26 protein-coding genes are annotated in these 23,702 nt (G+C 64.8%); 5 read left to right on the top strand and 21 right to left on the bottom strand.

The genetic code is table 11. From position 1 onward, the window contains the following. Window positions 1-289: 289 nt before the first annotated feature. The gene (locus tag RHA1_RS41120; protein ID WP_011599939.1) at window positions 290-559 is read right to left on the bottom strand and encodes a WhiB family transcriptional regulator; all 270 of its coding nucleotides are present in this window, start codon (window positions 557-559) and stop codon (window positions 290-292) included. 501 nt (window positions 560-1,060) lie between these two features. Here RHA1_RS41120 and RHA1_RS41115 point away from each other — a divergent pair. Beyond that, a complete protein-coding gene (locus RHA1_RS41115; RefSeq protein WP_237727098.1) occupies window positions 1,061-1,654 on the top strand; it encodes a hypothetical protein in 594 nt (197 codons plus the stop codon). Between the two features lie 25 nt (window positions 1,655-1,679). Here the strand turns inward: RHA1_RS41115 and RHA1_RS41110 are convergent, their stop codons facing one another. The 4 genes from RHA1_RS41110 to RHA1_RS41095 are packed head-to-tail and all read right to left on the bottom strand — an operon-like array spanning window position 1,680 to window position 4,358. Continuing rightward, entirely contained in the window at window positions 1,680-2,405 is a 726-nt protein-coding gene (locus RHA1_RS41110) for a hypothetical protein (RefSeq protein ID WP_011599937.1), read from the bottom strand. After that, a complete protein-coding gene (locus tag RHA1_RS41105; RefSeq protein ID WP_011599936.1) occupies window positions 2,402-3,271 on the bottom strand; it encodes an RAMP superfamily CRISPR-associated protein in 870 nt (289 codons plus the stop codon). The genes RHA1_RS41110 and RHA1_RS41105 overlap by 4 nt, the downstream gene beginning before the upstream one ends. Then, window positions 3,268-3,684 (bottom strand): hypothetical protein, encoded by a 417-nt coding sequence (locus tag RHA1_RS41100; RefSeq protein ID WP_011599935.1) that lies wholly within the window; start codon window positions 3,682-3,684, stop codon window positions 3,268-3,270. Before RHA1_RS41100 ends, RHA1_RS41105 begins: the two co-directional genes overlap by 4 nt. Then, window positions 3,681-4,358, bottom strand: a complete 678-nt coding sequence (locus RHA1_RS41095) for a hypothetical protein (protein ID WP_041813593.1) — start codon at window positions 4,356-4,358, stop codon at window positions 3,681-3,683. The genes RHA1_RS41100 and RHA1_RS41095 overlap by 4 nt, the downstream gene beginning before the upstream one ends. A 126-nt stretch (window positions 4,359-4,484) precedes the next feature. On the opposite strand from RHA1_RS41095, the gene RHA1_RS41090 reads away from it, so the two are divergent. After that, a complete protein-coding gene (locus RHA1_RS41090) occupies window positions 4,485-5,339 on the top strand; it encodes a phosphoadenosine phosphosulfate reductase domain-containing protein (RefSeq protein WP_011599933.1) in 855 nt (284 codons plus the stop codon). A gap of 154 nt (window positions 5,340-5,493) precedes the next feature. Here RHA1_RS41090 and RHA1_RS41085 read toward each other — a convergent pair whose 3' ends face one another. The 8 genes from RHA1_RS41085 to RHA1_RS41050 all read right to left on the bottom strand — a co-directional run bounded on the left by RHA1_RS41085 (window position 5,494) and on the right by RHA1_RS41050 (window position 11,324). After that, window positions 5,494-6,246: an RES domain-containing protein gene (locus RHA1_RS41085; protein ID WP_011599932.1), complete on the bottom strand. Its 753-nt coding sequence runs from the start codon at window positions 6,244-6,246 to the stop codon at window positions 5,494-5,496. Further along, a complete protein-coding gene (locus RHA1_RS41080) occupies window positions 6,243-6,635 on the bottom strand; it encodes a hypothetical protein (protein ID WP_007299950.1) in 393 nt (130 codons plus the stop codon). The genes RHA1_RS41085 and RHA1_RS41080 overlap by 4 nt, the downstream gene beginning before the upstream one ends. Before the next feature lie 122 nt (window positions 6,636-6,757). Continuing rightward, window positions 6,758-7,330: a 3'-5' exonuclease gene (locus RHA1_RS41075; protein WP_011599931.1), complete on the bottom strand. Its 573-nt coding sequence runs from the start codon at window positions 7,328-7,330 to the stop codon at window positions 6,758-6,760. Between the two features lie 119 nt (window positions 7,331-7,449). Then, window positions 7,450-7,866 (bottom strand): hypothetical protein, encoded by a 417-nt coding sequence (locus RHA1_RS41070; protein WP_011599930.1) that lies wholly within the window; start codon window positions 7,864-7,866, stop codon window positions 7,450-7,452. A gap of 140 nt (window positions 7,867-8,006) precedes the next feature. After that, a complete protein-coding gene (locus RHA1_RS41065; protein WP_011599929.1) occupies window positions 8,007-8,954 on the bottom strand; it encodes a C40 family peptidase in 948 nt (315 codons plus the stop codon). Window positions 8,955-9,226: 272 nt separating this feature from the next. Then, window positions 9,227-9,421, bottom strand: coding sequence for a hypothetical protein (locus RHA1_RS41060; RefSeq protein ID WP_041813591.1), 195 nt, complete (start codon window positions 9,419-9,421; stop codon window positions 9,227-9,229). Window positions 9,422-9,477: 56 nt separating this feature from the next. Continuing rightward, a complete protein-coding gene (locus tag RHA1_RS41055) occupies window positions 9,478-10,365 on the bottom strand; it encodes a hypothetical protein (RefSeq protein ID WP_011599928.1) in 888 nt (295 codons plus the stop codon). Then, window positions 10,365-11,324, bottom strand: a complete 960-nt coding sequence (locus RHA1_RS41050) for an alpha/beta fold hydrolase (protein WP_041813589.1) — start codon at window positions 11,322-11,324, stop codon at window positions 10,365-10,367. The genes RHA1_RS41055 and RHA1_RS41050 overlap by 1 nt, the downstream gene beginning before the upstream one ends. 403 nt (window positions 11,325-11,727) lie before the next feature. Here RHA1_RS41050 and RHA1_RS41045 point away from each other — a divergent pair, with 403 nt between their 5' ends. Further along, window positions 11,728-13,740: a hypothetical protein gene (locus tag RHA1_RS41045; RefSeq protein WP_011599926.1), complete on the top strand. Its 2,013-nt coding sequence runs from the start codon at window positions 11,728-11,730 to the stop codon at window positions 13,738-13,740. A 440-nt stretch (window positions 13,741-14,180) separates the two neighbouring features. Here the strand turns inward: RHA1_RS41045 and RHA1_RS41035 are convergent, their stop codons facing one another. Continuing rightward, the gene (locus RHA1_RS41035) at window positions 14,181-15,044 is read right to left on the bottom strand and encodes an A24 family peptidase (RefSeq protein ID WP_011599924.1); all 864 of its coding nucleotides are present in this window, start codon (window positions 15,042-15,044) and stop codon (window positions 14,181-14,183) included. A 542-nt stretch (window positions 15,045-15,586) separates the two neighbouring features. Between RHA1_RS41035 and RHA1_RS52665 the strand changes: the two genes are divergently transcribed. Next, complete coding sequence (locus RHA1_RS52665; RefSeq protein ID WP_016880425.1) at window positions 15,587-15,802, top strand: hypothetical protein; 216 nt, start codon at window positions 15,587-15,589, stop codon at window positions 15,800-15,802. A 100-nt stretch (window positions 15,803-15,902) separates the two neighbouring features. Continuing rightward, window positions 15,903-16,493: a hypothetical protein gene (locus tag RHA1_RS41025; RefSeq protein ID WP_011599922.1), complete on the top strand. Its 591-nt coding sequence runs from the start codon at window positions 15,903-15,905 to the stop codon at window positions 16,491-16,493. A gap of 995 nt (window positions 16,494-17,488) precedes the next feature. Here RHA1_RS41025 and RHA1_RS41020 read toward each other — a convergent pair. The 7 genes from RHA1_RS41020 to RHA1_RS40990 all read right to left on the bottom strand — a co-directional run bounded on the left by RHA1_RS41020 (window position 17,489) and on the right by RHA1_RS40990 (window position 23,607). Continuing rightward, complete coding sequence (locus RHA1_RS41020; protein WP_011599920.1) at window positions 17,489-18,127, bottom strand: hypothetical protein; 639 nt, start codon at window positions 18,125-18,127, stop codon at window positions 17,489-17,491. A gap of 11 nt (window positions 18,128-18,138) precedes the next feature. Continuing rightward, complete coding sequence (locus RHA1_RS41015) at window positions 18,139-18,699, bottom strand: hypothetical protein (RefSeq protein ID WP_011599919.1); 561 nt, start codon at window positions 18,697-18,699, stop codon at window positions 18,139-18,141. Further along, entirely contained in the window at window positions 18,696-21,839 is a 3,144-nt protein-coding gene (locus RHA1_RS41010; RefSeq protein WP_011599918.1) for a LysM peptidoglycan-binding domain-containing protein, read from the bottom strand. Before RHA1_RS41010 ends, RHA1_RS41015 begins: the two co-directional genes overlap by 4 nt. Continuing rightward, window positions 21,836-22,297 (bottom strand): TadE/TadG family type IV pilus assembly protein, encoded by a 462-nt coding sequence (locus RHA1_RS41005; protein ID WP_005560298.1) that lies wholly within the window; start codon window positions 22,295-22,297, stop codon window positions 21,836-21,838. The genes RHA1_RS41010 and RHA1_RS41005 overlap by 4 nt, the downstream gene beginning before the upstream one ends. Beyond that, window positions 22,294-22,746: a TadE/TadG family type IV pilus assembly protein gene (locus tag RHA1_RS41000; protein WP_011599917.1), complete on the bottom strand. Its 453-nt coding sequence runs from the start codon at window positions 22,744-22,746 to the stop codon at window positions 22,294-22,296. The genes RHA1_RS41005 and RHA1_RS41000 overlap by 4 nt, the downstream gene beginning before the upstream one ends. Beyond that, window positions 22,743-23,159, bottom strand: coding sequence for a hypothetical protein (locus RHA1_RS40995; protein WP_011599916.1), 417 nt, complete (start codon window positions 23,157-23,159; stop codon window positions 22,743-22,745). The genes RHA1_RS41000 and RHA1_RS40995 overlap by 4 nt, the downstream gene beginning before the upstream one ends. A gap of 190 nt (window positions 23,160-23,349) precedes the next feature. Next, window positions 23,350-23,607, bottom strand: a complete 258-nt coding sequence (locus RHA1_RS40990; protein ID WP_016880429.1) for a hypothetical protein — start codon at window positions 23,605-23,607, stop codon at window positions 23,350-23,352. Window positions 23,608-23,702 lie beyond the last annotated feature (95 nt).

Below are 23,702 nucleotides of genomic sequence, written 5' to 3'. Positions count from 1 at the left end.
ACAAGTCCCGCTCGTCATGCGCGCGCGAGCAGCAGCGGGATGCTCAGGATCCGCCCGCGCCCACCGCGTCTTCTGCTACGGCAAAACCGCTGTGCCATAACAGGTCTCCTGCCAACATGGCGGATGAATGCCCGCCCGCCGCGCAAGTCGGCGAAACTGTTGCGCCCGTAGTGACAGCAGGTCGGCCGGGGCACGACCCGATCCCAGAGGTATCGGGCGAGTTGGATCGCTTTGGTGCCTCGCCGCCCTTCGTCCTGGCTGGTGTGTTCGAAGTCCACGGCCATGGCGGTCACCGGCGACGCTTCGGGTATCGCTTGCGGCGCTCGGCTGCGGTCAGCCCACCCCAGATCCCGAACCGCTCATCGTGGGCGAGCGCCTCAGCGAGGCAGGCCTCACGAACCTCGCACCCAGCGCACACCCGCTTCGCTGGGCGGCCGTTCTCCCCCGTTTCGGGGAAGAACGCTTCCGGATCGGTCACTCGGCAGAGCGCGAAGTCTCGCCACTCCGGAGCGTCCAACTCCATCCTGGGCCGTATGTCGGTATCGGTCATCTCGCTCATCTCCCTTTTCCCGCAGATGGTGTCTCGGTGAGGCGGACGGTAACGCCTGACCTGGACAGCTCCACACGAACTCGCACCTCCGGGACACCCACCAGGTTCTAGCGACGAATCCGGGGGCCAGTCCGATTGGGTTGTCTGTCATATCCGTGGTGGCCTCTCCGGCGAAGTGCGAGTTGTTGTCACTGGGAGGAAGATCCGCGGCGTACGTGGTGAGTGACATCGCGCAATGGAACGTGTTCGACGAACCATCAACTACTCATCAGGGGCAGGTGGAAACGCCGCTCTGACCTAGTTCTCGGCCGGTCACAGTCCACACCAACCCATTCCGCGACGCCCGTGACCAGGACACCGGTCCCACACCGCTACTCTCGATGGCGTCGTCCGCGCCACAATCGGCACGCGCATGGAGGCTGACCACGACCCTGTTCACAGGGCGCCCAGTCAGCCAGGGGAGAAAAGGGGAAATGAACGATGATCATTCGCAGAACCACGATTGCTGCCGTGACTGCCTGCACCGCACTGGGACTGACCCTGTCCGGGTGCGGCAATGGCGACGAACAGGCCACTCCCACTAGTCAGGCCGCCACGTCGGCAGCGATGACCACCACTGGATCTACGACCACGACCGCAGCAACCAACGGGACCACGATCTCGTCGGATAACTCGGACACCATCGGCGGAACCGCTCAGTCTATTACCGCCGCCGACGTCACCGCCCGCATCGAGGTGAAAGAACCTCAGCTGATCGAAAAGACCTCCATGGGGGAGCCGCGGATACTGTTGTTCCCGATTGTGCTCGACGTCGACTCCGGAACCCTGAACGCGACATCGACCAACTGGAAGGTCCGCACACTCAGCGGACAGACCATCACCGGCGATAGTTCCTGGGGCAACATTCCGACCGCGATCGGGGACAACGCCCTCGACGGCCATGCCGAAGGCCTCGTCCTGTTCCCCGGAATCGGGGACAAGCTGACCGACGACGTGTCGATCGCCGAGGTCGCGCTCTATCCTCCGAACGGATCGAAAACCCCACTTGCTCGCTGGACGTTGCCCGAACCGGTCGCTGTGCCCGACCTCCCGCGTTCCGAATAGTCGGCGAGCCGCACCACGCGGCGGCTCATCGAGGTAGGTGGAGTTGCCGCATTCGGGTCGGGTGCATGTACGGCGGCCGCAGACCGGCCAACCCGAAGCCGGCCGATTCCGGTTCGAGTAGATCGGGCAGACAGGCCGGTGGTGTGGTGCGCCCGAGAGTGCCGTCGCTATGCAGGTGCGCCGACGCCCACCGGTCGGCGGCGGGGCAGTGTTCGAACTCCCACCGCAGGACCCTGCCCTCACCATGGGCCCGCTTCTTACCGATGACATCCAGGCCACCCAGGATCGTGGCGACGGCGTCGAGATCTCCAACTCCGCGCCAGGTGACCGTGCGAGTGCTGGTGATCATCAGGGGCATGTAACGAGCCCGGTAGCGGCCCTGCCGATCCGAGATCACCGCCGGCAGCGTGTGACTGAGTTGCTCGAGCCCGCGGTGATCGGCCCGCGACGCCCAGTGCCGCACCACGGGATCACCGGCCGGGTCCTCGGGGAACGAGCACGTCGCACACCAATGCCAGTCCTCGCCGGCGAGCTCGCATCGCGCCAGTGGCAGCTTGAGATCCGGCGGGGCGCTCCCGGGTGTCAGCGCCGGCACATACTCGCCTCGGCCCCATGCCGTGGCCTTGTGATCGGCCCACAGTTCGGCGGCGAGGATCCCGTCGAGACTGATTCCCCACGGCGTCGCGTGCGCCAGTCCCGACGACAGGTGCGCCCGCACCAGGAACGGTGCCATCTCCTCGGTGCCCGTCATGTCAGCCAGCACAATGCTTCGATGACCTCATCGCGCAGTGGCGTCAGCTCGACACGCCAGTCCACTGACCGCGGGTCCGGACCGGCCAACACCACCCGATCCGATTCGGCGCGAACCCGCCCGTGACCTATCGCGCTGCGCCCTCCAAGGAATCCGTCACGCGCGAATCTGCCCCACACATCGGTGAAGAACGAGATTTCGAGTTCGGTGGCCCGGTCCAGCCGCAAGAAGGTTTCGAAACGGGTTCCCGCAGGGAGTGTTTCGACCTCGAATCGCATCAGCATCGACGAGCCGACATCCTTGCCGGCTCCGCCCCCCGCGGAGGATTCGGGGAACGCCCGGGTGTCGGTGTCGTCGAACCGGCTGTAGCTCTCCAGGGAGACCAACTCGAACTGACTCATCAGCCGGCCGTCATACGCCCGGGTCATGATCGTCTCGGTCTCACGCACCCGCGGGACCACCTTGCCCACCTTCAGGCAGCCATCGATCGGTGGCTGACCTCCGCCGTTGCCGCCGAACACCCCGATCGGGGGAACCAGCTCCCGCAGTCGCTGCCGCCGACGACCGGTCAGACCGTCGCCGGTGACCTTCGTCAGAGAACCGCCGTTGCGTAGCGCGTGCGCCGCCGAGAGCGGGATCTGCTGTTCGTAGCCGATGACATCGCGGAACAGCTCCTCGGCGATCCTGCGCAACCCGCCGCGCAGGGAGTTCCCGGACACGATCGGCACCAGCACCGGCTTGCCATCCGGCTGGATCACCGGCTCGCGCCGCAGCAGTGTCGTCGTCGTTCCGGAGTCCTCCCCCTTCTGGGAGATCGAGGACAGCGCGGTCAGCTCGACATCCCAGCGCACCGTCGACCTCATCATTTCTTCCTTCCCGAAGTGCGAGCGGCGGCCACGGCTTCGGCGACGATCCGTGTGCGCAGCACGTACGACGTTGGACGCTCACGTAGCAACGTCAGCACCGGCTCGGACTCCTCACGGAGCAACGTCGCCAGCTCCAGCCGTTGGTCGGTGTTCGTCGGTTCCGATTCGAGGGACCGTGAGACCACCGACCACCACCGGTCGAGATCGCCGCCACCGATATAGGTGGCGACCCGAACACGGTTCGGCAGGTGCTGGGTCCAGTACGTTTCCCGTCGCCGGCCGACCCATCCCGAATCCCAGTCGATCCCGTAGTGCAGCAACAGCAGCAGGCGTTCTGCTGTTGCCGCCGGCCCCTTGAGCGGCGGCAGCCCCGCCGGTGCGGCCGCGAGCCATCGATCGGTCGGGCTGGTCATTTCGTTCCTTTCGCACTCGCCGACACGGTGGCTCGCAGTGCGAGCTCCCACCACTGCCCGATCTGGCGGTACGGGGCGAGACGGTCCCAGTCCGCGAAGACCGCCGGCCACCGCCTGGGGGCGATCGTGGTGAGCACCGGATACGGGGCCGCAGGCTCGGCGAGCATGCGGGCACCGAACCCTAGCGCCCGCAGTCGGCGCATCGCTGTCACCGCCGCGACGTCACGCGTAGTCCAGGGCAGGCACGTGTCCTCGACCGCAATCCCGCCCCACCGTGCGTGCGGCAGGATGTGCTTTCGGCCGGGCCGCAAGGGCACCACCACGGCGGTGTCCGGCTCGAGCGGCTGCGACAAGATCCGTTCGAGATCCGCCGCGGTCACTGCCCTCATTGCTGATCGTGTGGTGACCACATGCATGCTTCTGCGCAGATCCGGGTGCTGGTAGGCCCAGGCGCAGGACGTGCACAGCCCACCCTCCGCGGGCGCTTTCCACGAATCGAAACCCGTGAACGTTCGGGAGACCACCTTGGTCACCGCCTCCACCGGAACCGGGAACGCCGCGCATCTCGCACACCGGCCCACCCTCGCCAGCTCGACTACCTCACGCGTCTTCGTCGACGCGAATGCCGCGGCGACGACGTCCTGCCGGCCGGCCACCTCGCACAGTTTCCCCACACCAACACTCCTCACATGCCCAGGCGACTTCAAACGCCCTACGCATGGAGGAAGATCCACCGGGCGGACACTGTGTGACAGAAACTGCGAGATCTCGATACCGACCGGACAATGCGAGGAGGACGTGTGGCGGGCAAGCCCGAACCCGACGGCCTGGACCTGAACACTCTCCGGGCACTGCGCCGGCCCCGCCGCGACCTCAGGGCCCTCACCGGGCGCATCGAGCAGCACCTCGATGACCACGACGGATACCTCGCCTTCTCCGGCGGCAAGGACTCACTCGTCGCACTGCACCTCACCTTGCAGGTCGAACCGAACATCCCCGTCGTGTTCTTCGACTCCGGCCTCGAGTACCCCGAGACCTACACCTACATCACCGCACTCGCCGACACCTGGAACCTCAACCTCGAACCCCACCGCGCCGACCCACCACTGCTGACCGTCCTCGCCCAGTCCGGCGAATGGGACCACCAACAGCCCACGCGAGCCACGAGCCAGAAGCTGCGCGAGATCCTCATCGGTGCACCCTCCCGCGCGGCGCACGCGACACACGGGCCGGGAGAAATCTGGGGCGTACGCGCCGACGAATCACCGAAAGGGACCGGACGCTGGTCGCTGTACTACAACGCACTCAGCAGCCACGTCACACGCGACTGCGACGGCTGCTGCACCAACACCACCGAGCAACGCCGACACCACGGCGGCCTCATCGACCGAGCCGACGGAACACATGTCTTCGGGCCCATGTGGGACTGGAGCGTCGATGAGATCTGGGCCTACATCGCCCACCACCAGCTACCGGTGAACCCCGTCTACGACACACTCCGCCGACTCGGCACCCCCGAAAAACACCTACGGGTCTCCCACATGCTCGACGGCGCCTTCCTCGAACACGGCCGTATCACCCGCCTCCGCCGCGGATGGCCGAACCTCTTCGAAGAACTCGCCCACGTCCTCCCCCGGATCCGCGAATTCGTCTGATGGCGAGCGGGTATCACGGGACCGCGACAAGAGAGAGAAGTTAGCGCGGTGTCACGTCGCTGTGGACCTCCGCCGACCCAGCCACAACCGGTGTCGCGACTGTGGTTTCCACCGCGACGCTGCGGAGAATCTCGTGATCCCCCAGCCGCCGGACTCACGTGTCGTCCCATTCGAGTCCGAGCAGACGCATCGCCCCGGCAAGGTCACCGTCGTCGGGTGCCACCGGCATCTGATCCAGTGCGGTGACATGGGGGCTGACCACCGGGTCACCCGGTCGCTCGTAGACTGCCCACAACCGCAGCCCGTCACCGTGCCGCGAGTCGAACTCGACACCGGTGATCGGATATCCGTCCGGACCGCCAAGGGTATTGATCCACTTAGAGATTGCCTGCGTCAACGCCCGCGGGCGGCCGTCCCGAATCGCGGCGCCGTCGAGATCATCGAGTCCGTGCCGGATCGCGGCCGACCGAAACCCGACACGCAGCGTGGCCAGCGTCTCGGGATGCCCGGGGACCGCAAACCACCCCGTCAGCGCGCCGTGGGCGGCCATGCGAGGCACGCACCACGACCGCGGCACCCGGCCGGGTTCGACAGTGGGGAATGCGGCGGCATCCTCGTCGTCGACGACGATCTCGTCCAGATCCGCGATCACCTGCGCGCTCGGCCGGGCGTAGGCGAGGACCTCCAGGTAGCAGGCCAATCGGCTGGCACCCACATAGAGGGTGCGCCACACACCGTCCGGGTCGTCCCACCGGCCGGTGAACCGGCCGTCGGTGGCGTACACCCACGGTGTCCATTCCCACGGCGACGGCGCGAACCCGACCCGATAGACCTCGCACCCATATCGGTGGGCGCACCACATCGACCCTTGCGCCGTGGCGACGAGGGCATGGTCGACCTGGGTCATCCGACGGCGGCGAACTGCCGGGCCGCGGCGAGGACCTGCGGCCCGACATCGGCGAGTTCCCCCTCGCGCAGCAACAAGGCGGGGGCGCGGTCGTCGAGGATCGGATTCAAACCCTGAAACCAGGCCTGCGCCACCGCCGGGGTGTCGCGGGCGGTGATCAGCCGTGCCGCCCGGTACGCGATCCGCAGCCGTTCCACATCCGAGTCGCTACCGATCGTCCGTGTGCCCTCTGCCCACTGGCGCACTGCACGGGTCTCCTTGACCCGCCCCAGATAGGCGACCAGCTTCGCGCCCAGCAGCTCCCGCAACGCGGTGACCAGCTCGGGCTGGGACATACGGGCGGCCTGGTTGTACGCCTCCAGATCCGGCCGGGGATGTGCTGCGGTCATCACGAACCACCTCCAGATCCCAGGGTAAATCACAATCAGGATCCCAGCAAGGACACCAGCCGAGAGAGCAGACCCACAAGGAGACTGCTACCGGACCCGCCTCGAACGTGCGGCACGGTGGACTACGCCGGCAAGTGGGAGGTAGTGGCGGGGTCCACGGTGGTGGATGCCGCCGAGGCGCCCTCCGCGATGCCGAGCAGGACGGTGCGGGCGGCCGCAGCGTCGCTGCGGGCTCGGTGTCCGCCATCGAGCCGAATGCTCTTCTCGGTGCCCTCGGCCTGCGATCGCATCCGCATGATGCATCCCCACATCTCGGAGTCGGCGAGGTGCGCAGGGTCGAGACCGTGCCGAGCACAATCATGGAGAACGCGACCCTTGTCGAACTCACTGTGGTAGCTGAGCGTCACTCGCCCAGTGGTCACCGCAATCAGAGCCTGGTGGACAGTAGACCAGCCAGGTGCGCCGATCAGATCGGCCGGGGCAATTCCATGCACGGCATACGCGTCCGGGTGGATCGGAACCTCGCCCGGATCGACCAGGGTATCGAGCAGTGGATCCCCGGTCGCGGCGTCCAAAACGCAGATTTCGATGATGCTGCCGTCCAAATTGGTCGATTCAACGTCCAGAACCACTGCCCGGCCGGGGACGAGCATGCCCCGTGCCCACTGCTGCGGAGACGTCTGTGTACTGGTCATGCCACCTCCTTCTCGTGATCATCGTGACGGCACCCTCTGACATGTGGCTCTGACTCCGGCCCCCATGCCAGCCCGGCGAAGTTCCTGGTAGCCCTCGGGGCCACACCACCGGCCGCTTCCTAGCTGTAGGAATGCTCAGGTTCACGCTCGCTGGAGATCTGCCCGTCGGTGCTCGGCGGCTGATCGCCTCCCTGCGGTGCAGCAGCATCTGCGACGTCGGTCGTCTCAGTCGCGTCCTTGCCGGCGCCACCACGCACGGCCTTACCGGATGTGCTCTTCCGCTTCTTCGGGGCGGTGTAACCCATGGCTGCGAGCTCTTTGGCCGTCCATCCGCCTTCGATCGCGTTCTCGTGGGCCGTCCTGATTGCATCTACAGCTGCCTCGCGTGCGGAATCGAGCGCGGCAAGCTCTTCCACCGCTTCCCCGATGGCTCCGACAAGCGCGACTCGTGTTTCGATTGCCTTCTGCGCCAGTGCTTCCGCATTCTTTCGTGCGGCCTCGATTGCCTTCTTGTGGGCTGCTGGCGTAATCGTCATGTGTCACTGTCTCCTTCTTCTCTGCGGTCGTGCCGCACGTCGCGACACGACCTGTTGCCGGTCTGGGTCTATAGTGGCGATCGTATTGTTCCGCTTCGGGATCAAGCGCAGGGCACCATCCCTGATGGTGCCGACTGGGGTCACAGGAAGCGGGCGGGCACCATGTCCGGACGGACGGCGCTGATCTGGACGAGCTGCCCGGTCTGCGGTGCCTCGAGCATTTTTCCGCCACCGAGGTAGATCGCGACGTGGTTGGCCCCGTCTGCCTGCCAGTTCCCGAACAGCAGGTCACCGGGCTGGGCTTGGTCCATGCTGATCTGCTGGCCTGCCCGGAACTGTTCCTGTGAGGTTCGCGGCAAGACCTTCGTGCCGCCGGTACCGATGTAGTAGGCGAAGCGAGTGAGCCCGGAGCAGTCATAGCCGGCGGTAGCTCCTCCGGTGCCGTCGCCCATCGACGGTCCGGCGAGAAGGCCGCCGCCCCATTGGTAGGGCAATCCGATCGCACGCATCGCCGCTTCGATGACCGCACGCGCGAACTCGAGGTTGCGGGGAAAGCGGGGATCGAAGGTCAGATCACTGATTGCGGTCGGGGCGAGCATCCCTGTCAGGGAGGGGATGCCGGCCGCAGTGGTGGGTGCTCCGCTGACGACAGGAGGCAGAACTACCGGCTTCGTCTCCTGCTGCGGATCCGATGACGGTGCCTGAGCTGCGGGGCCTGCCGGGTGGGTGACACCGCCGGCGGGCCGGAGTTCCGGACTGGGGGCGGGCAGGACCACCTCGGGAATCAGGCCCTGCGCCTCGGGCGGGAGCTGTTCCCTGGCGCCTGCAGCGGCATCCTGGACTTCCGGTGGAATGGCGTCCTCGATCTCGGCTTGCCACTCGGCGGGCAACTGCTCCTGCGCCTGCTGCACTGCCCGGGCCGCGTCGTCGAGATAGGGCTGCGGGTCCGGGACATACTGGGCGAGAGCGGGCGGTAGTTCCTGTGCGACCGACGTGACGCTGTCGGTGATCGCGGGGTCCACTCCGCCGCCCTGGGCAGCTGATGCGCCGGCCACTGCGACGCCGACGATGATCGATGCGAAATCCATGATTTCTCCTTTGCCGTTGGTGTGGCGGCCAAGGGCGGAAGTACTGTCTCGATGACCGCGAGGGTGTCGTGCGATCACCGACAGTAGAGAGAGACCTGTACAACTCGACCGAACTCACAACCGGGGCAACCCAGTCGGGCATCCACATCGACCAACAGGGCGTGGAGAATTGGACCGGATGCGGAAGATCAAATAGGGTGTGGGTACTGAGAATGCACCGGGTGAGTCGGAGGCACACCATCTTGTAGGTGGCCTCCGACTTTTCTTTCTGCTCACAGCCCCTTGCCATCTCGTCGTCCGGTATAAGCGTCGGCGCCGGAGCCCTCCTTCCCTTGCGTTGTGTCCGCGGCCGGAACCGCATCGTCGTGTGGCGCGGCTTTCACCACTCTGAATTGCGCGGGCGCAGCGAAGATATCGGGATGAAAGGTCAGGTCGGGGCGCCGGTGGCGCAGCTTGTCCGCAGTCATGACTGTGTGATCCTTCCGGTGATTTGAATCTGTCTCGAACGCCCCGCCTCGACTCGTCATGGCGTCTCGTGATCGACAAGTTGGACGACCAGGCGCTCCCCCGGCGGCTGTCCGGGCCGCTCGTACGGCACAAAATGAGCCCCCACCACCCGGAGTTGCATTCCTCGTGGCAGCAGATGGTGTGAGTTGACTACGCGGGAAGATTGCCCGTAGTACATGCCCCGGTCGGTCTGGATCTCAAAGACGACATCGGAGGGCCGGGCGGTCAAGTCCAGCTCGTGCAGCGAATGGGTTGCCGCAGTGAACCGGTCGAAGGACAGGACCGTCCCCGGCGATAGCGTCGAGGGCAGATCTGACGGGTTCACGACCGCGTTGGGGATGCTCACCGAGGTGTACACCAAATGCCCTCGTCCGGATTCGCGTTCGTATCGTTGGATTGCCCTGTCCACTCGTTGGACCTGCTTGCGGCGAGCATCGTCGAGCTCGACAGCGTCGCCGGCCACCGCGGAGAGGGCGTTGTTCGTCTCCCGCCAGGTCTTCGGGTCCGACGTCAACGCCGCCAGCGCCGTGTACTGGGCTTTCGGCATAGCGTCGAGGACGCGGCGCTTCGCCGCGGATCGGGTGTTCCGTTGCCGTGCCGAGAGTGTGCGACGGAGTTCGATCGCTGGTGGCAGCCGGGGGCGTAGCCGAGAGTTTCCGATTGCCGCCGGCGTGGGCCGTGGATAGGCACGGTTGAGGTCCCGCTGCGCCCGGGTCAATCCGGGTAGGTTCTCGGTGGCGGTGTCGAGTTCTCGTGCTCCGCTGCGGAGATCGGCGCGGGTGTCGTAGGCGTGCTGCGAGATCAGGGCGCCTTCCTTGCGGGTGGCGACGTCGCTGTCGCCCCGGTCGGGATCGAAAACACCGTTGCCGCGGTCTGGGCTGATCCGGTCATGGCTGCGTCCCATCAGATCTCACGCCCGACGAGGGTGTATTTGGATCTGCGGGTGGTGGCCTGTTCGCGGCGCCCCACCGCGCGGCCGAGCAGTCGATCGAGACTCTCGCTCACCACGGCAGGGCGCTCGAGGCCGACCATGTGTCGCGCTCCGCTCACCGGGATGAGTTCGGCGAGTGGAAGAGCCGCTGCGAGTCGCTGTGAGTGTCCGATCGGGGTTACCCTGTCCCGGGTTCCACAGATGATCGACGCCGGCACCCGCGCGAGCACGTCGAGCGCCGGGGAAGCGTCGTATATCCGCGGATCACGCAGGAAGGCGGCCACAGTGGCGATCGGCGTCGCGTGAACCATCCCGTAGGACGTGGCGGCGGCACGGACACTTGCACTCGGAGCAAGCGGGCAAGTTGCGCCGACCACCGGCGACAAGATGCGACGTGAGAGATCCCAGCTGCGGCCAACGAGCCCTGGGGCGTGAGCTGATGCCGTCCGCAGCAACGTCACCGCCGGCGTTCTCAGAGCGCGCCCGATGCCGGCGCCGGCGACATTGTCGACGGCGGTCGAGATCAACCCGACCCCGATGATTTGCGCGGCCGCGGCCTCTTGGTGATGGGCGACGTAGGACATCACGGCCATCCCGCCCATCGAATGCCCGACGAGGACAATCGGCCCCTTTGGCGCCACCGTGCGAATCACCACATCCAGATCCCGTCCAAGCTGGACAATCGTGTAACTGCCGACGTCCGCCCCGCCAGATCTGCCATGGCCGCGGTGATCGAAGAAGACCAACCGGGCACGCCCCCACCAGACCTCGGCCAGGTAGGCCCGTTGCGGTGCCCATGCGTCCATGTGGAGACAGAATCCGTGCGCAAAGATCACAGTGACCGGCGCCGTCCGGGATCCGACCTCACTCACAGCCAAGGAGGTGCCATCAGCGGTGCGGATGAAATGCGTGCGACCGGTGGGGACACTCATCGTCGACCCCCCAACTGGCGGATCATCTTTGCTTCCATCGGGTGGATGCGGCGAACTTCGACATTCATCGGTACCACTCCTCAGTCCTGACACAGCAATTGCGAGGACCATAAGTTCGGACCTGGACTGCCCCGCCTGAACTACGAGCGTTCCCCAGCTTCGCTGCATCACGTACGCCTCCCGTCCGGAGCAATCGGCACTCCCTCTCATTTGGAGGAAGATCCACTCCACCGGAGTTGTGTGACATTGCTTGAACAGCACCTCTTGGGTTAACCCATCGAGAACTCACAATCGCGGTCTCTTGGCGTGATCTGCTTCGGCATGAAGCTGCCGCGACGGAAAGGCCAAACCCAGCTGGGAGTGTCGGCCACGCCCCGCGTTGCGCGTTGGTGAAGATATCGTCATGCCGACAACGCGCCCGCTGACGAAGACCGAGCAGCAGATACTGGATGATCTTGTTACCGGGGTCGCCACAGACTGCCGCGCTTCTGACGGTTCGCGGAGGCGGGTGTCCGGACAGTTTATCCGTGATGTGCTCCGCGGGGTCGTCGATCCCGACTTGATTCCAGATCCCCACGGGTTACGTCTGGTAGGTGCGGAGATCTGCGGCGAGTTGGACCTTTGCTATCTGGTGACACAAATCCCTCTGTCACTGGAGGATTGCACGTCGTCCGATTCGATATCAGCGGAGGACGCGAACCTGACCTCGCTGACCCTGAAGAATTGCCACTGGACCACAGTCGACGGCAGCGCGCTCAACGCCAACGGACTCCAGGTCACCCATGATGCTTGCTTCGAAGGGTTCGAAGCCACCAGCACCGGCGCGGACGCGGTGCAATTGGTTGGGGCTAGCATTGGCGGACAACTGAACTTCCGAGGAGCGCACCTGGTTAGCGACACCTGTACAGCCCTACAGGCCGACGGCCTGAGCGCCGCCGGCGTGTTCTGTGATGAGGGATTCACGGCCACCAGCACCGGGGGTGATGCGGTGCGGCTGCCTGGGGCTACCGTCGGCGGCCCAATGACCTTTGGGGGTGCGCACCTGGAAAGCAAGATGGGTACGGCTCTCCACGCCGACGGCCTGAGCGTAACAGCCGACATGCTTTGTAACGAGGGATTCAAAGCCACCAGCACCGAGAAGGATGCGGTGTCGCTATCTGGTGCGAGTATCGGCGCCCAACTGAACTTCGAAGGTGCCCACTTGGACAGCAAAGCCGGCACAGCCCTTGATGGCGACGGCCTGAGGGTCACCGCCGGCATGTTCTGTAACGAGGGATTCAAAGCCACTAGCACCAAGAAGGATGCGGTGCGGCTACCTGGAGCTACCGTCGGCAGCGAACTGAACTTCAAAGGTGCGCACGTGGACAGCAAAGCCGGCACAGCCCTACAGGCCCACGGCCTGAGGGTCACCGCCGGCATGTTCTGTAACGAAGGATTCAAAGCCACCAGCACCAAGAAGGATGCGGTGTCGCTACTCGGGGCGAACATCGGCGGCCAACTGAACTTCAAAGGTGCCCACCTGGAAAGCAAAGCCGGCACAGCCCTACAGGCCGATAGCCTAAGCGTGGCAGCCGACATGTTCTGCGACGAGCAATTCACAGCCACTAGCACCGACGCTGACGCGGTGCGGCTGATCGGGGCGAACATCGGCGGCCAGCTCATATGCGGAGCCGGAGCAAATGGAAAACCTTGTGTCAGCAGTTTGAATCTCCGGGATGCATCAGTCAATTCCCTGCTGCTTCCGACTGGTTTTGGGCCCGGCTCGGGCCTATGGCTCAATGTAGATGGATTGACGTATCCGCACGTTCCACAGGACATGTCCGCTGACGAATGGATCGAATGCCTCCAGCGGCACACCGCGGAATACGCGATGCAACCGTGGCGGCAGCTCGCCTCGACGTACACCGCCTCGGGTCACGACCAGGAAGCTCGGAAAGTTCTCATCGCCCAACAGACGTATCACCGTCAATGGCTCAAGACGCAGGGCACGGGTGACAAGGCCGGTATCGCTTTTCGCCGGGCACTGTCATGGGTCACGGGTAAAACGACCGGCTATGGGTACCAAACATGGAGGGCAGCACTGGGACTGTTCATTGTGGTAATTCTGTCGATGGGGCTCGGCTGGGCCTCCGGAAATATTCACGCGGACACGCCAGGACCCGGTGTCTACGTCGCTCAGCATTCGCGTCTGACCAGTAACGAAGGACAACCGTGCACCAAGACTGAGCGCCTAGCACTCGGAATTCAAATCGGATTGCCGCTGATCAAACTACCCGCCAGTGACCGCTGCAAATTAGATACAACAGCCGCAACGGGCCAGGTCATCACGGTTCTCAGCTGGATACTCCAACTACTGGGATGGGCATTCGCCACCCTTGTCATAGCGGGATACACCGGTCTGATCAGACGCCTATGACGTGCCGCAGAACACCATTTCACCCCGCGACATCTTATCGACCGATCATGGGCCACACTTGGTCGACAGTCCTCCCCAGGGGGACCTCGGCACACACGATGTCCTCGACCGAGTAGGCGATCGCCCCGCATCGAGGGCACTGCCCGGGTAGCTGTTGGTGTCGGATCATTGCCCAGTGCTCGTCACACAGCAGGTAGTCCACCCGAGCATCGAAGTGACAGCAGTCCTTGACCACCGCCGCCCAGCGGGCCGCACGCACGAAGCCGACGGGGTCACCCGGGAAGTACTGGGGATGACCCGCGCAGAACTCACACGGCAACTCCGTTTGAACGATCGACGGCATCGGAGCGGAGTGAGCCACCTCGTCCATACGAATACACCTCGCCGCTCTCTGGAGACCAGTATGCAACCGATCCTAGACACCTTCCCGTCGAAGGCGTTCAGATCCAGACGATCCACCACAGCGGCGGGACGGCCATTGCCAGGGCGGTTCCGGCGATGAGGAACGGTGCGAAACCGAACTCTCCCAGGTCTTTCTGACGCCGGATCGACTTCACCCCCGCCATCACCAAGAGCGCCAGGACGTTCGGTAGCAACATGCCCGCGAGCACATTCATCCAGCCGACCCACCCCAGGGCTGCACCGAGGATGAAGCTCAGCCGCACGTCGGCGAGCCCGGGATAGCCGCGCGTGATGATCGCGAAGGCAAGGTTGAATGTGAAGACCAACGCTCCGGCGAGAAGTGCGCGCCCGCCTGCCGCAGGATCTTGATCCATCGCCACCGCGAACGCCCCCAACATCAGGCCCACTGCGGTGGTCAGCCGGATCAAGGTCAGCGGAAACCGCAGCGTGAAGTGATCGATCCACGCCGTCCACACGCACAGCAGGCTCAGTGCTAGCCAGGCAGGCAAGATCGCGTCGCCGCCGACGAACAGCACGGCGCCGAACCACATTCCTGCGGTCAGAGCCGCGGGACCGAACCGCCGGGAGCAGCCCTCTGTCGGGATCTCGACGGCAGCACACAGCCTGGCCATCATCGGTGCCGTCGCCACGCTCAACGCCGCGCCAGCCGCGGCACTGGTGACGGCCGGCCACCACAGCCCGGCGGTGCCGTACTCGGCATCAATCCACCGCGCCGCGAACCACACCACCACACTCGCGACGACGACAAGCCCAGCAGGCGCATACACCGCCGCCGACAGCTGGTCACTTCGTTGCCCTGCCGCAGTTCCAGCACCGACGGCCGGCGATTGTGGCTCCTCACTTGAACCACTGCCCGCAAGCTCGGAAGTCGGTTCGGTCATCGTGGGCACTCCTCCGCAACTGTGCGACAGACATCAGGGACGGATCGACACTAGCCGTCCACCTGGACAGTCTCAGCACCACCGAGCTGGGAGGGCCTTCGAGAAGCCGCAGCCTGACGCGCTAGTGCGGCGGTGGTCTCGGCGGGCGTCGTTCTGTCCAGGTCATCACATATCACTGGGCTCGACATTGCGTCCTCCCTGTCGGACTGGAATAGAAGCGAGTACTCATGAATCGACGAACCACCAGCGAAATTGCTGCACTGTCCCTCATCACGGCCGCCATCCTCACCGGGTGCAGTAGCACACAAGCCGAGACCGCATCCCCGTCAGCCGAACCAACTGCTGCTACCACACGCGTCGAGTGGTCGGCGAACCCCACCGCCGTGGGTCAAGGTCAGCCAGGAGTGACAGACGCTCAGACCCGGCTATCCGAGACACAGCCGGCGACGACTGCCACGCAGGCCACCACTACCGCAGAATCGCCGCCCACAAGCGCTCAGTGCGGAACCGTCACGAACAACCTGAACGGTGCGACTGCACCTGTGAGCATCATCGCCGGAACTCCGAGCTGCCCAGCAGCACTGAGCATCAGTGATCGCTACCTCAACGACCGCACGATCGCAGCACAAGGACAAGGGCGATTCGCTGTCATCGACGGTTGGAACTGCAACTGGCCCTACCTTCCGGACCGATCACACGCCGACTCCTATCTGCAATGCGTCGACCCGACCGGGAATGCCGTCAAGATCGGCGACTGACACAGAACACCGAGCCACACCGAACCTCGTGTAGCCCACGCGCGACGCGCCGGACATCGACGATCGCACGAACGACACCAGACGAAGGCATTATTGATTCATGGGGGCACCAGTGAAGAAATCCACGCGCAACTCACGCCGGCCGGATCGTGGCCGCTCCGCATCGCCCGTCCGCAGCTATGCGGAATACACCAAGCGCCTTACCGCTGGAGCGAAAAGCGTCGTCATCGACGCCGACCCGGAGAACTGGCTGGACCTCGGTCACATCCCCAGCCAAGTCGAGGTCAAAATTATCGGACAAACCTGCGCGGGAATCGCCGGCGGCTCCATCGCAGCCGCCGGCCGATGCTTCGTCCAAGCGTCCAACCACGCCAGGGTCACCGCCTACGAACATGCTCACATCGAAGCGTTCGACGACAGCACCGTCGATGCCCGCGGCAAGAGTTGCGTTGTCGGCACCGACAACGCCAGAATCCGCGCAGAAGACACCGCCATCGTCTTCGCGCACAGCCACTGCCACGTCCAAGCCAACGGACAAACTCTTATCGCCGCCACTGACACCACCACCGTCCGCATCGACGGCGAGGCCCACGTCCGAGTGAGCCCAAGCGTGCACACCACCGGGCCCGGTCAACCCGCGAATATCGAAACCCATCCGATCAGCCGCCTCGCACGCCACCTGAACTTCTGAGCGAAAACGATTCCAGCAGTGTGCACGCCAGTCAGTTCGGCGTTACGAGCACCTGTAGCTCGCCGATCCTTTGCTGGTACGTAGAGGTCAGAGGTACAGGAACAACACCTCCCGCAGCTCCTCCCGGCCATGCGGCGGTCCAATTCACGAGCCACGCAGAGGTCGCTGAAACCTTGAATGTCCCGCCGGGCTCTGTGATCGAAGTTTTCTCGATGTGATGACCACACGTCGGGGATGGCATTCCACTCGGCGGCGTCACTGGGCTGGCGTCGACAATGTCGGTATATGGGGTGAACGGCAGTAGAGCACCAGGGCAAATCACAGGTGGGCTTCCGTCTCCGTAATTTATGGTCACACTGGTGTTTACGGCCGTCGCGGTGACCACCACCCCGCCTGGACCAGGAACTACCCGTGTAACCGGACCGATATTCGTCTCCCTAATCTGGTCGGGGCAGAGCCAAGCCCATGAAAATTTGCCGACTAATCCGGTTCTCCCACCTGGGAAATCAGCAGGTTCGGGAGTCCAGCACATCGGCGGTTCCTCGAGTTGCATGCCGGTCACGGCCGTACCCACAACGTTCATGACCTGGGCCATACTCACTGGGGTGGCCGGCATACCCACGTCCGGGCTCAGCGGAACGCAGTCTGTGAATCGGCCGCACGCCTTCAGCTGCTCCCTAACCGGAGGTCCTGTGGGGGCTGCTACGACGTCACTGCCACCACCGCTGTATCCAGACCCGCCGCCGCCCGTCCCCGCTGCACTCGCCCCTGGGGAGCCTCCGGAGCCAGGTGACGCCGAAGGTACCTGGACGTAGCTGCCTTGAACGACAATGTTCGCACCCAGATTTCCGGAACCGGGAGCGACGTCGATTCCGCCAGAACCGAAGCCGGGTTGTCCAAGCGCTGAGTGTGGCGACGCAACCAGGCTCCCCAGAACGAGCGCGCCGATCACGGTCACATGAAAACGACGACGATTTGGCATGTGTTCTCCTTGGTTATGGTGCATCGCACGGTGCGTATCGGCCTGCTGCATCGCTGGTGACTCGCCAGCCGTTTGCATCGGGCCAATCCGCATTCCGGACGGTCAACTGAGCGAGCACAAACTGCGGACGGTTGACGTCGTAGGCGGGACTACCGTCTGACTTCGTCCAGGTCATACCGGAGATGTCGGTGCAGGCGCGCACGTGGACCCAGGCAGGCCCGGATATAGCCTTGCCGTCGTCGCCTACCGGTATGCCGGCGTCGGTGATCTTCGCATCGACAACCTTGACGTCGCCCGCTCCGACCACGTTCTGCGATCGACGCAGGGTGATATCTCCCCGCCAGCTATCCAGCACGGGACCACCGGCAACGGTGTCGAGCTGCTCAATCGGCGCAGCGGCATCGCCATCAAGCATGCCTACGACAGCGTAGAAATCGTTGACCTTCGCAAGCGCCTGTTCCCGTGCCAACTCGTCAGGAGTCTTCTTCGACGTGTCCACCCCGTCGGGACCCTCGAACGCCGGGTCACCGGTGACAGTGAGCCCTACCGCCGGATCCGCCGCGTCGGTGTCGGAGCAGGCGGTCACGCCGACCAATAGGGTCGTGGCGGCCAAGGCAGCGACGGCGGTTCGGCGGATGGTGGTGTGTGCCATAGTCGTATCTCCTAGAAAAGTCCGGCATTGCAGGGCGTACCGGGCAGTGTGTAGTCTGCTGTGACTCTCCATCCTGCTGGGTCGGGCCAAGCGGTGTTCGTCAGGATCGGCTTTCCGAGCTCGAGAACGTCGGTAGCGTGGGCGAGGCAGACGTCCATCTCGATGGTCGCGGTGCCGGGCGTAGGGACGCCGTTTTCGTCGATCGGGATGTTGTGGCGGGTGATGGTGTTCTTGAGAACCTTGACCTCGCCTGCGTTCGCCTCGATGCGATGCGCGGTGATGTCCCGCTTCGTCGATTGAAGGAAGTTGCCGGCCGCGACATTGTCGAGATCTGCGGGATTAGCGGCGGGATCGGCACTTAGTCGCGCGAGCACCGTGTAGTACTCGTTGACCTTCACCAGTGCGGCTTCACCGGCCTGTTGCTCGGGGGACTTTCCGGAGCCGGGCGGTCCGGTGAACGTGGGTCCGGTGCTGGTTTCGAGGGTGACCGGTTCTGGGGTCAGGATGCTGCAGCTGGCTGTCAGGTACATCGCGGCAGTGAGTGTCGCCAGTGCGGCGATGTGGCGCGTCATGATGCTGCTCCGATCCGGTAGTGGCTCCCGTAGGTGGAGTCGAGCTGACTCAAGAGCATCTTGGTTTCGTGCTCGGGCTCTTCTTCGAGTGCGTCGAGCTCGGCGATCATGCGATCGACCAACCTTTGGGTGGTCTCGGTGTCACCCGAGAAGTGGGTGGCGATGATCGCCGCACGCCAGCACCCTTCGTGGACAATGTCGACCTTGAGGCCTGTCTCCGCGGCGGCGTGTGCAGCCGCGAGGTCCTGGGGGACTTGTTGGCCGCGGATGTAGCGGGTGGCGAGCTCCTCGGCGACGTCGGTGACGTCGGAGATCATGTCTTGTTTGGTGTGGTCGGCCCACCCGTAAGCGGTGGGGTCATCGCTACTGAAGGGTTGACCGGTGACCAGGGCTAGTGCGGCGGATAGCCGGGCGGTGACGACGTCAGCGGGATGGGCGTTGACGAGTTCTTGCCAGTAGTCCCAGTCGGTCGTGACGGCGTCGTGGAGTCGTTGGGGGGTCCGGCCGGTTCGATCTCCGGACTTGATGAGGGCGGGTTCACCGGTCTCGGTGTCACCGAGCCACTTACGCAGGCGAGAGAGCGCTTCGTTGCGGCGCCGGCGGAGCCGGGCCTTCGCTTCTTTCTCCTGCTCGGCTGTGCCGGTTCTGGCGGCTTCGACGTCATGGGGCCAGATTTTGCTGTCGATGTCCGCGGCGAGGACTCCGCCGTCAGTGGTGATGAGAAGTGCGGCGATTTCGGTCAGGCTCTTCTCTCGGCCTTCGGCCGGCCCTGGTGACGGGGGTGTGACGGCGGGTTCGCCGAGCAGCCTGATCCAGATGTGATCCGCCTCCGGCAGCTCGCCTTCTGCGGTGATCTCATCCGAATCGGACGGCTCTGGGCGGTCGACGGCGTGGTCGAGGTCATCGTTCCCGACCACGCTGAAGGTGGCGGGATCGGAGCTGGTGATGAACTCATCGGTCGAGATGTCATTGTCGAGACGGGCTGCTTCCCATCGAATGTCAGGGTTATCGCCCGTGTGGGCGATGCGAGGTTCGCGTGAGGTGGTGGTCAGGAGGTCTAGGACGGACGCGTAGCTCTCCTCGTCGAGGGTGGTCACTGTGATGCCGGCCGACGCGATTCCTGGACGAGCAAGGACTGCCGAGCCGTTGTCGTCGACCTCGAGGGTCCATGTGGCGTTGGTATGTGCGCTCTCGGTGGTCACTGCGGCGAACGCGATTCGGGGTGCGTGTCGTGCGATGCCGGCGAGTAGCTCGGCCTGTGCCTCGATCACCGGATCGGCGATCAGAACGATCTCCGGTGCGGTCAGCTCGCTGGTGGTGTACGACGTGCGTGCCTGCGCGATTGACTCGAAGTCGTTGTCCGCGAGGATTTCGGAGTCGAGTTCGAGGTGATTGGCGAGTGTCGTCAGTACCGTGTCGGCGTACTCGGAGTGGGTGATGCGGCCGTTGTCGATTGCCTCCGGCAGGTCGGCGCAGTATCCGACGAGGTTGAGGTGGAGGCTGTCGGCGATGGGCGAGACTGCGAGCTCGACGGCGAGCGCACGCAGCACCCCGGCTGTTGCGGTCGGGGTGCCGCTGATGGCGAGGTGGCCGATCTGTTCGAGGTTGAGCATGAGGTCGCGACCGTCGTCGCTGGTTCCGACTGCCGTCAGCGCCGGGTACGGACTGATCTCGGCCTCGGGAACGCTGCGCGGGAACGCTCTCGGGTCTACTGACCAGGTGGTGTCGTCGATCTGTGTCCAAGGTGCGGGGAGTGAGACCTGTTCGACGAGTCCGAGCTCGATGTCGTTGTCACCGACGAATACCGCCAGCAGGCCCGGCAGAGCGATACTCGTGGACCTGCAGTGGTGCGCGAGGTGCCGCAATGCGATGTCGACGTGGGTGGTGGTGAGCGGATCAGCGGCGGCCGTGAGTGCTTGCTCCGTCTGGATCGCGGTTTCGGCGGGAAGGGCGATGCGCTCGCCGCGGCGGCGGCGGTGTTGTTGCTTGCGGCGACGAAGTGCGAGATGCCCGGTGAGTCCAGCTGCAGCAACCGCTGAGATTCCGAGACCGATGAACACGACGTCGGATGATCCGTCCTCGGTATCGGTCTCTGCCGGCGCGTCATTGGTGAGGAGGTCGGCAGGCATTTGGGGCTCGACGGGGTCGAGTTGCCAGTTGGGGGCGTCATCCACAGGCGCGGGCGCGGGCGCCGGAGCGGGAGCCGGAACAGCTTCCGAAGCCGGAGCCGGAGCCGGAGCGGGAGCCGGAGCCGCATCGGCCGGCGGCACCAAGGCCGGCGCCGGCGTAGCGTCAGCCGTCGCGGAGGCGGCGGTGGGCATGATCAATTGCTGGCCGACCGTGATCAGCTCGCCGGCCGGGGCACCGTCGGGAGTCGTGATCTCCGTGAAACGCAGAGGATCGCCGAGCTCTCGCTCGGCGATATCCCACAGGGTGTCGCCCTGTTTGACCGTATAGGCTCCGCGTATCACCTCGGGCTGGGATGCGGGCAGCTGCAGGGTCAACCCTTCGACCAGAAACCCTGGCTCGGGGACAGCGGTCCGGTTGAGGTCCAGGATCTCGGCGTAGCGGCGGCCCTCGCCGAGATGCTGCTGGGCCAATCCCCACAGAGTGTCTCCCCGCACGGTCGTCACTGTCGGCCCCGCCGGTTGTACCGCCACCCGGGTAGCCCGCGGATCCACCTGCGTCTGCGGTGACGCGCTCGGATCTTCCTGCTGCGAGTGCGGCGCGTACGGAGAGGTGCTTCCCCCGTCCGCAGGCTGGGTCAGGACGGGTGCGGCGGTGGCGGTTCCGGCGGTCAGGAGCAAGAGAGCGCCGCTGACGAGGAACGTCGCCGTCCGCTGTTGTGAGCGAAGAAGGCGCAGCTTCGGCGCTTTGACGCCACGCAGTGTCGCCGCGAGTTCGAGCAGAATCGGGACGGTGAAGGTGGCCCAGGCCGCCCAGCCCACAAGGGGAAGAAGGGCGATGAGAAGACTGCCGTCATCTGGACTCGCGAGCAAACCTTCGAAATCCGACCACGGTATGTCGAGCGGATTGCCGCGCAGCGCCCAGAGCGCGGCCGGGATCCCGGCGACAAGCATCACCAGGATCAGGAGGTAGCCGAGTCCGGCAAGGCGGGACCTCGCGGCGTTTGCGCTCACGGTATGTACACCTCCCCGGCGTTGGTGCGATTGAGATTCACCGCAGCCGTACCGACGAGCAGTTTCGTTCTGGGGTATGGCAGAAGTTTCGAGTTGTAGACGATGCGGGTCGTGATCAGGAGGGTGCGCGGGCCGGTGGGGATCACGTCGCCGTCGACGCCGGCCTCGAACAGGTATCTCTTGGCGGCTGCCGTCGCGCGGACCGGGTCGACGACCGTGTCGATGCCGCGGGCGCTCACCGATCCAATGATCTGCTGACCGGCTGCTCGGGCAGCATCCTCGGCGACGTTGTCGGCTCGCTGGTCGGCGGTGAGCATGCCGCCACCGTCGACGATCAGTCCCCAGACGAAAAAGATCAGGACAGGGGCGAAGACCACCGTCATCAGGGTGACGGCACCCTTGTCGCGGTGCTCCTCCGGCAGTCGGGAGGCGAGTCGCTTACGCAGGGCGTTGGTCATCGTGTGCGCTCCCGGTAGGTATCGATCGGCGAGATTGCGGTAGCGGTGACGGTGCGGGCACCATTGACTCCGGGCCATCCAAGAGCGTCGAAGGAGACCTGGCAGGTCACGGTGACCTCGACCGTGGCGGGGACACCAGGTCTGGTGCGGAATCCGCTGGTATCGGCGTTGACGTTCATGGTGGCGCACTTGAGACCTTGTCCGTCCATGCTGCCGGCCGCTGCTTGGTACGCCAGCGGAGTGGCCGTGGCGATGGTGCGGGCGAGTGAGGCTGCACGGGCACCCTCGGTGGCGGCGTGTTCAACCTTCTGGTGCGCCTGTCGGTTGACGCCGTACGCATACATCCAGCCCAGGAGCAAGATCAGGATGACGGTTGCGAGGCACAGCTCGATCGTGACGTCGCCCCGGTCATCTCGGCGGGCGCGGGATAGCCATCGGGTGAGTCTCATCCGATTCCTCCCGGGTTGGTGACGCGTTCAGTCGGTTTGGTGTGGTTGACGACGATGGGGAATTCGAGACCCGGGACGAGGGAAGGGGCCTTTCCGGTGATGTTGACGGTTGTTTCACGGATGTTCTTGCTGACGAGGACAACCGGGATCTGCAGGTCACCGGTGCCTGCCTGGGCGATGCAGGCATAAGCGGCAGCTGTTCCTAGCGCTTGGTTGCCGTACTGGGATCTCGTGTTCTGGAGTGCCTTTTCGGCGCAGCTGTTGGCGACGTCGCGGCCGTGGAAGAACAGAGCGGTTTGCAGCAGGACCGAAAAGATCAGAAGGAATGCGACCATCGCGATGACCGTCACGAGCGTCGCCGGGCCTCGGTCGTCGCGGCGCCATCGGTCGATCAACTGTTCCAGTGTGACCATGGTCTGCCTTCCGATAGTTGTTGGACGGCTGGCTTTTCAGGACGGAATAGGGATATACGGCCACGGCCAGGAATCGATTCCGAGCTGCACAAGCACCGCGGCGACCGCCACCATCGCAGCGGCCTGGAAGACCCTCACGAGGTATGTCACGTACTCACCGTCTCTCCAATCGATGCAGCGCTGTCTGATTTCAGTCGGGGATCGCGTTTGCGCGGGACATGATCTTGCGGACGACGATCGCACCGGCTGCGGCGGCGGCGCCGACGACCAGGACGGCGAGGAAGACGTACTCGAGGGTGGAGGGTCCGCGGTCTGAGTCTTTGCCGCCGGCGCGGTGGAGGAGGGTGCCGGCCAGTGCGGCGACGAACATCATTGTGAGGGTGATGTAGGTGGTCACGGCCTCGCGGGCGGTGCGCCGGGTGGCGGTAGCGACGGTGGTGATGCTCATGGTGGGCTCCTTGTGTTTGGTCGATGTGTAGCAGGTGAGCTGGACTGGATGATCGTGACCGGCCAGGCTCGGCGGTCTGGGGTTCTCGCTCCTTT

This window comes from Rhodococcus jostii RHA1, from assembly GCF_000014565.1.
GTDB classification, from domain to species: domain Bacteria; phylum Actinomycetota; class Actinomycetes; order Mycobacteriales; family Mycobacteriaceae; genus Rhodococcus_F; species Rhodococcus_F jostii_A.
Note: the sequence above shows the minus strand (reverse complement) of the source record. Positions and strands in the feature narration are given on the sequence as shown.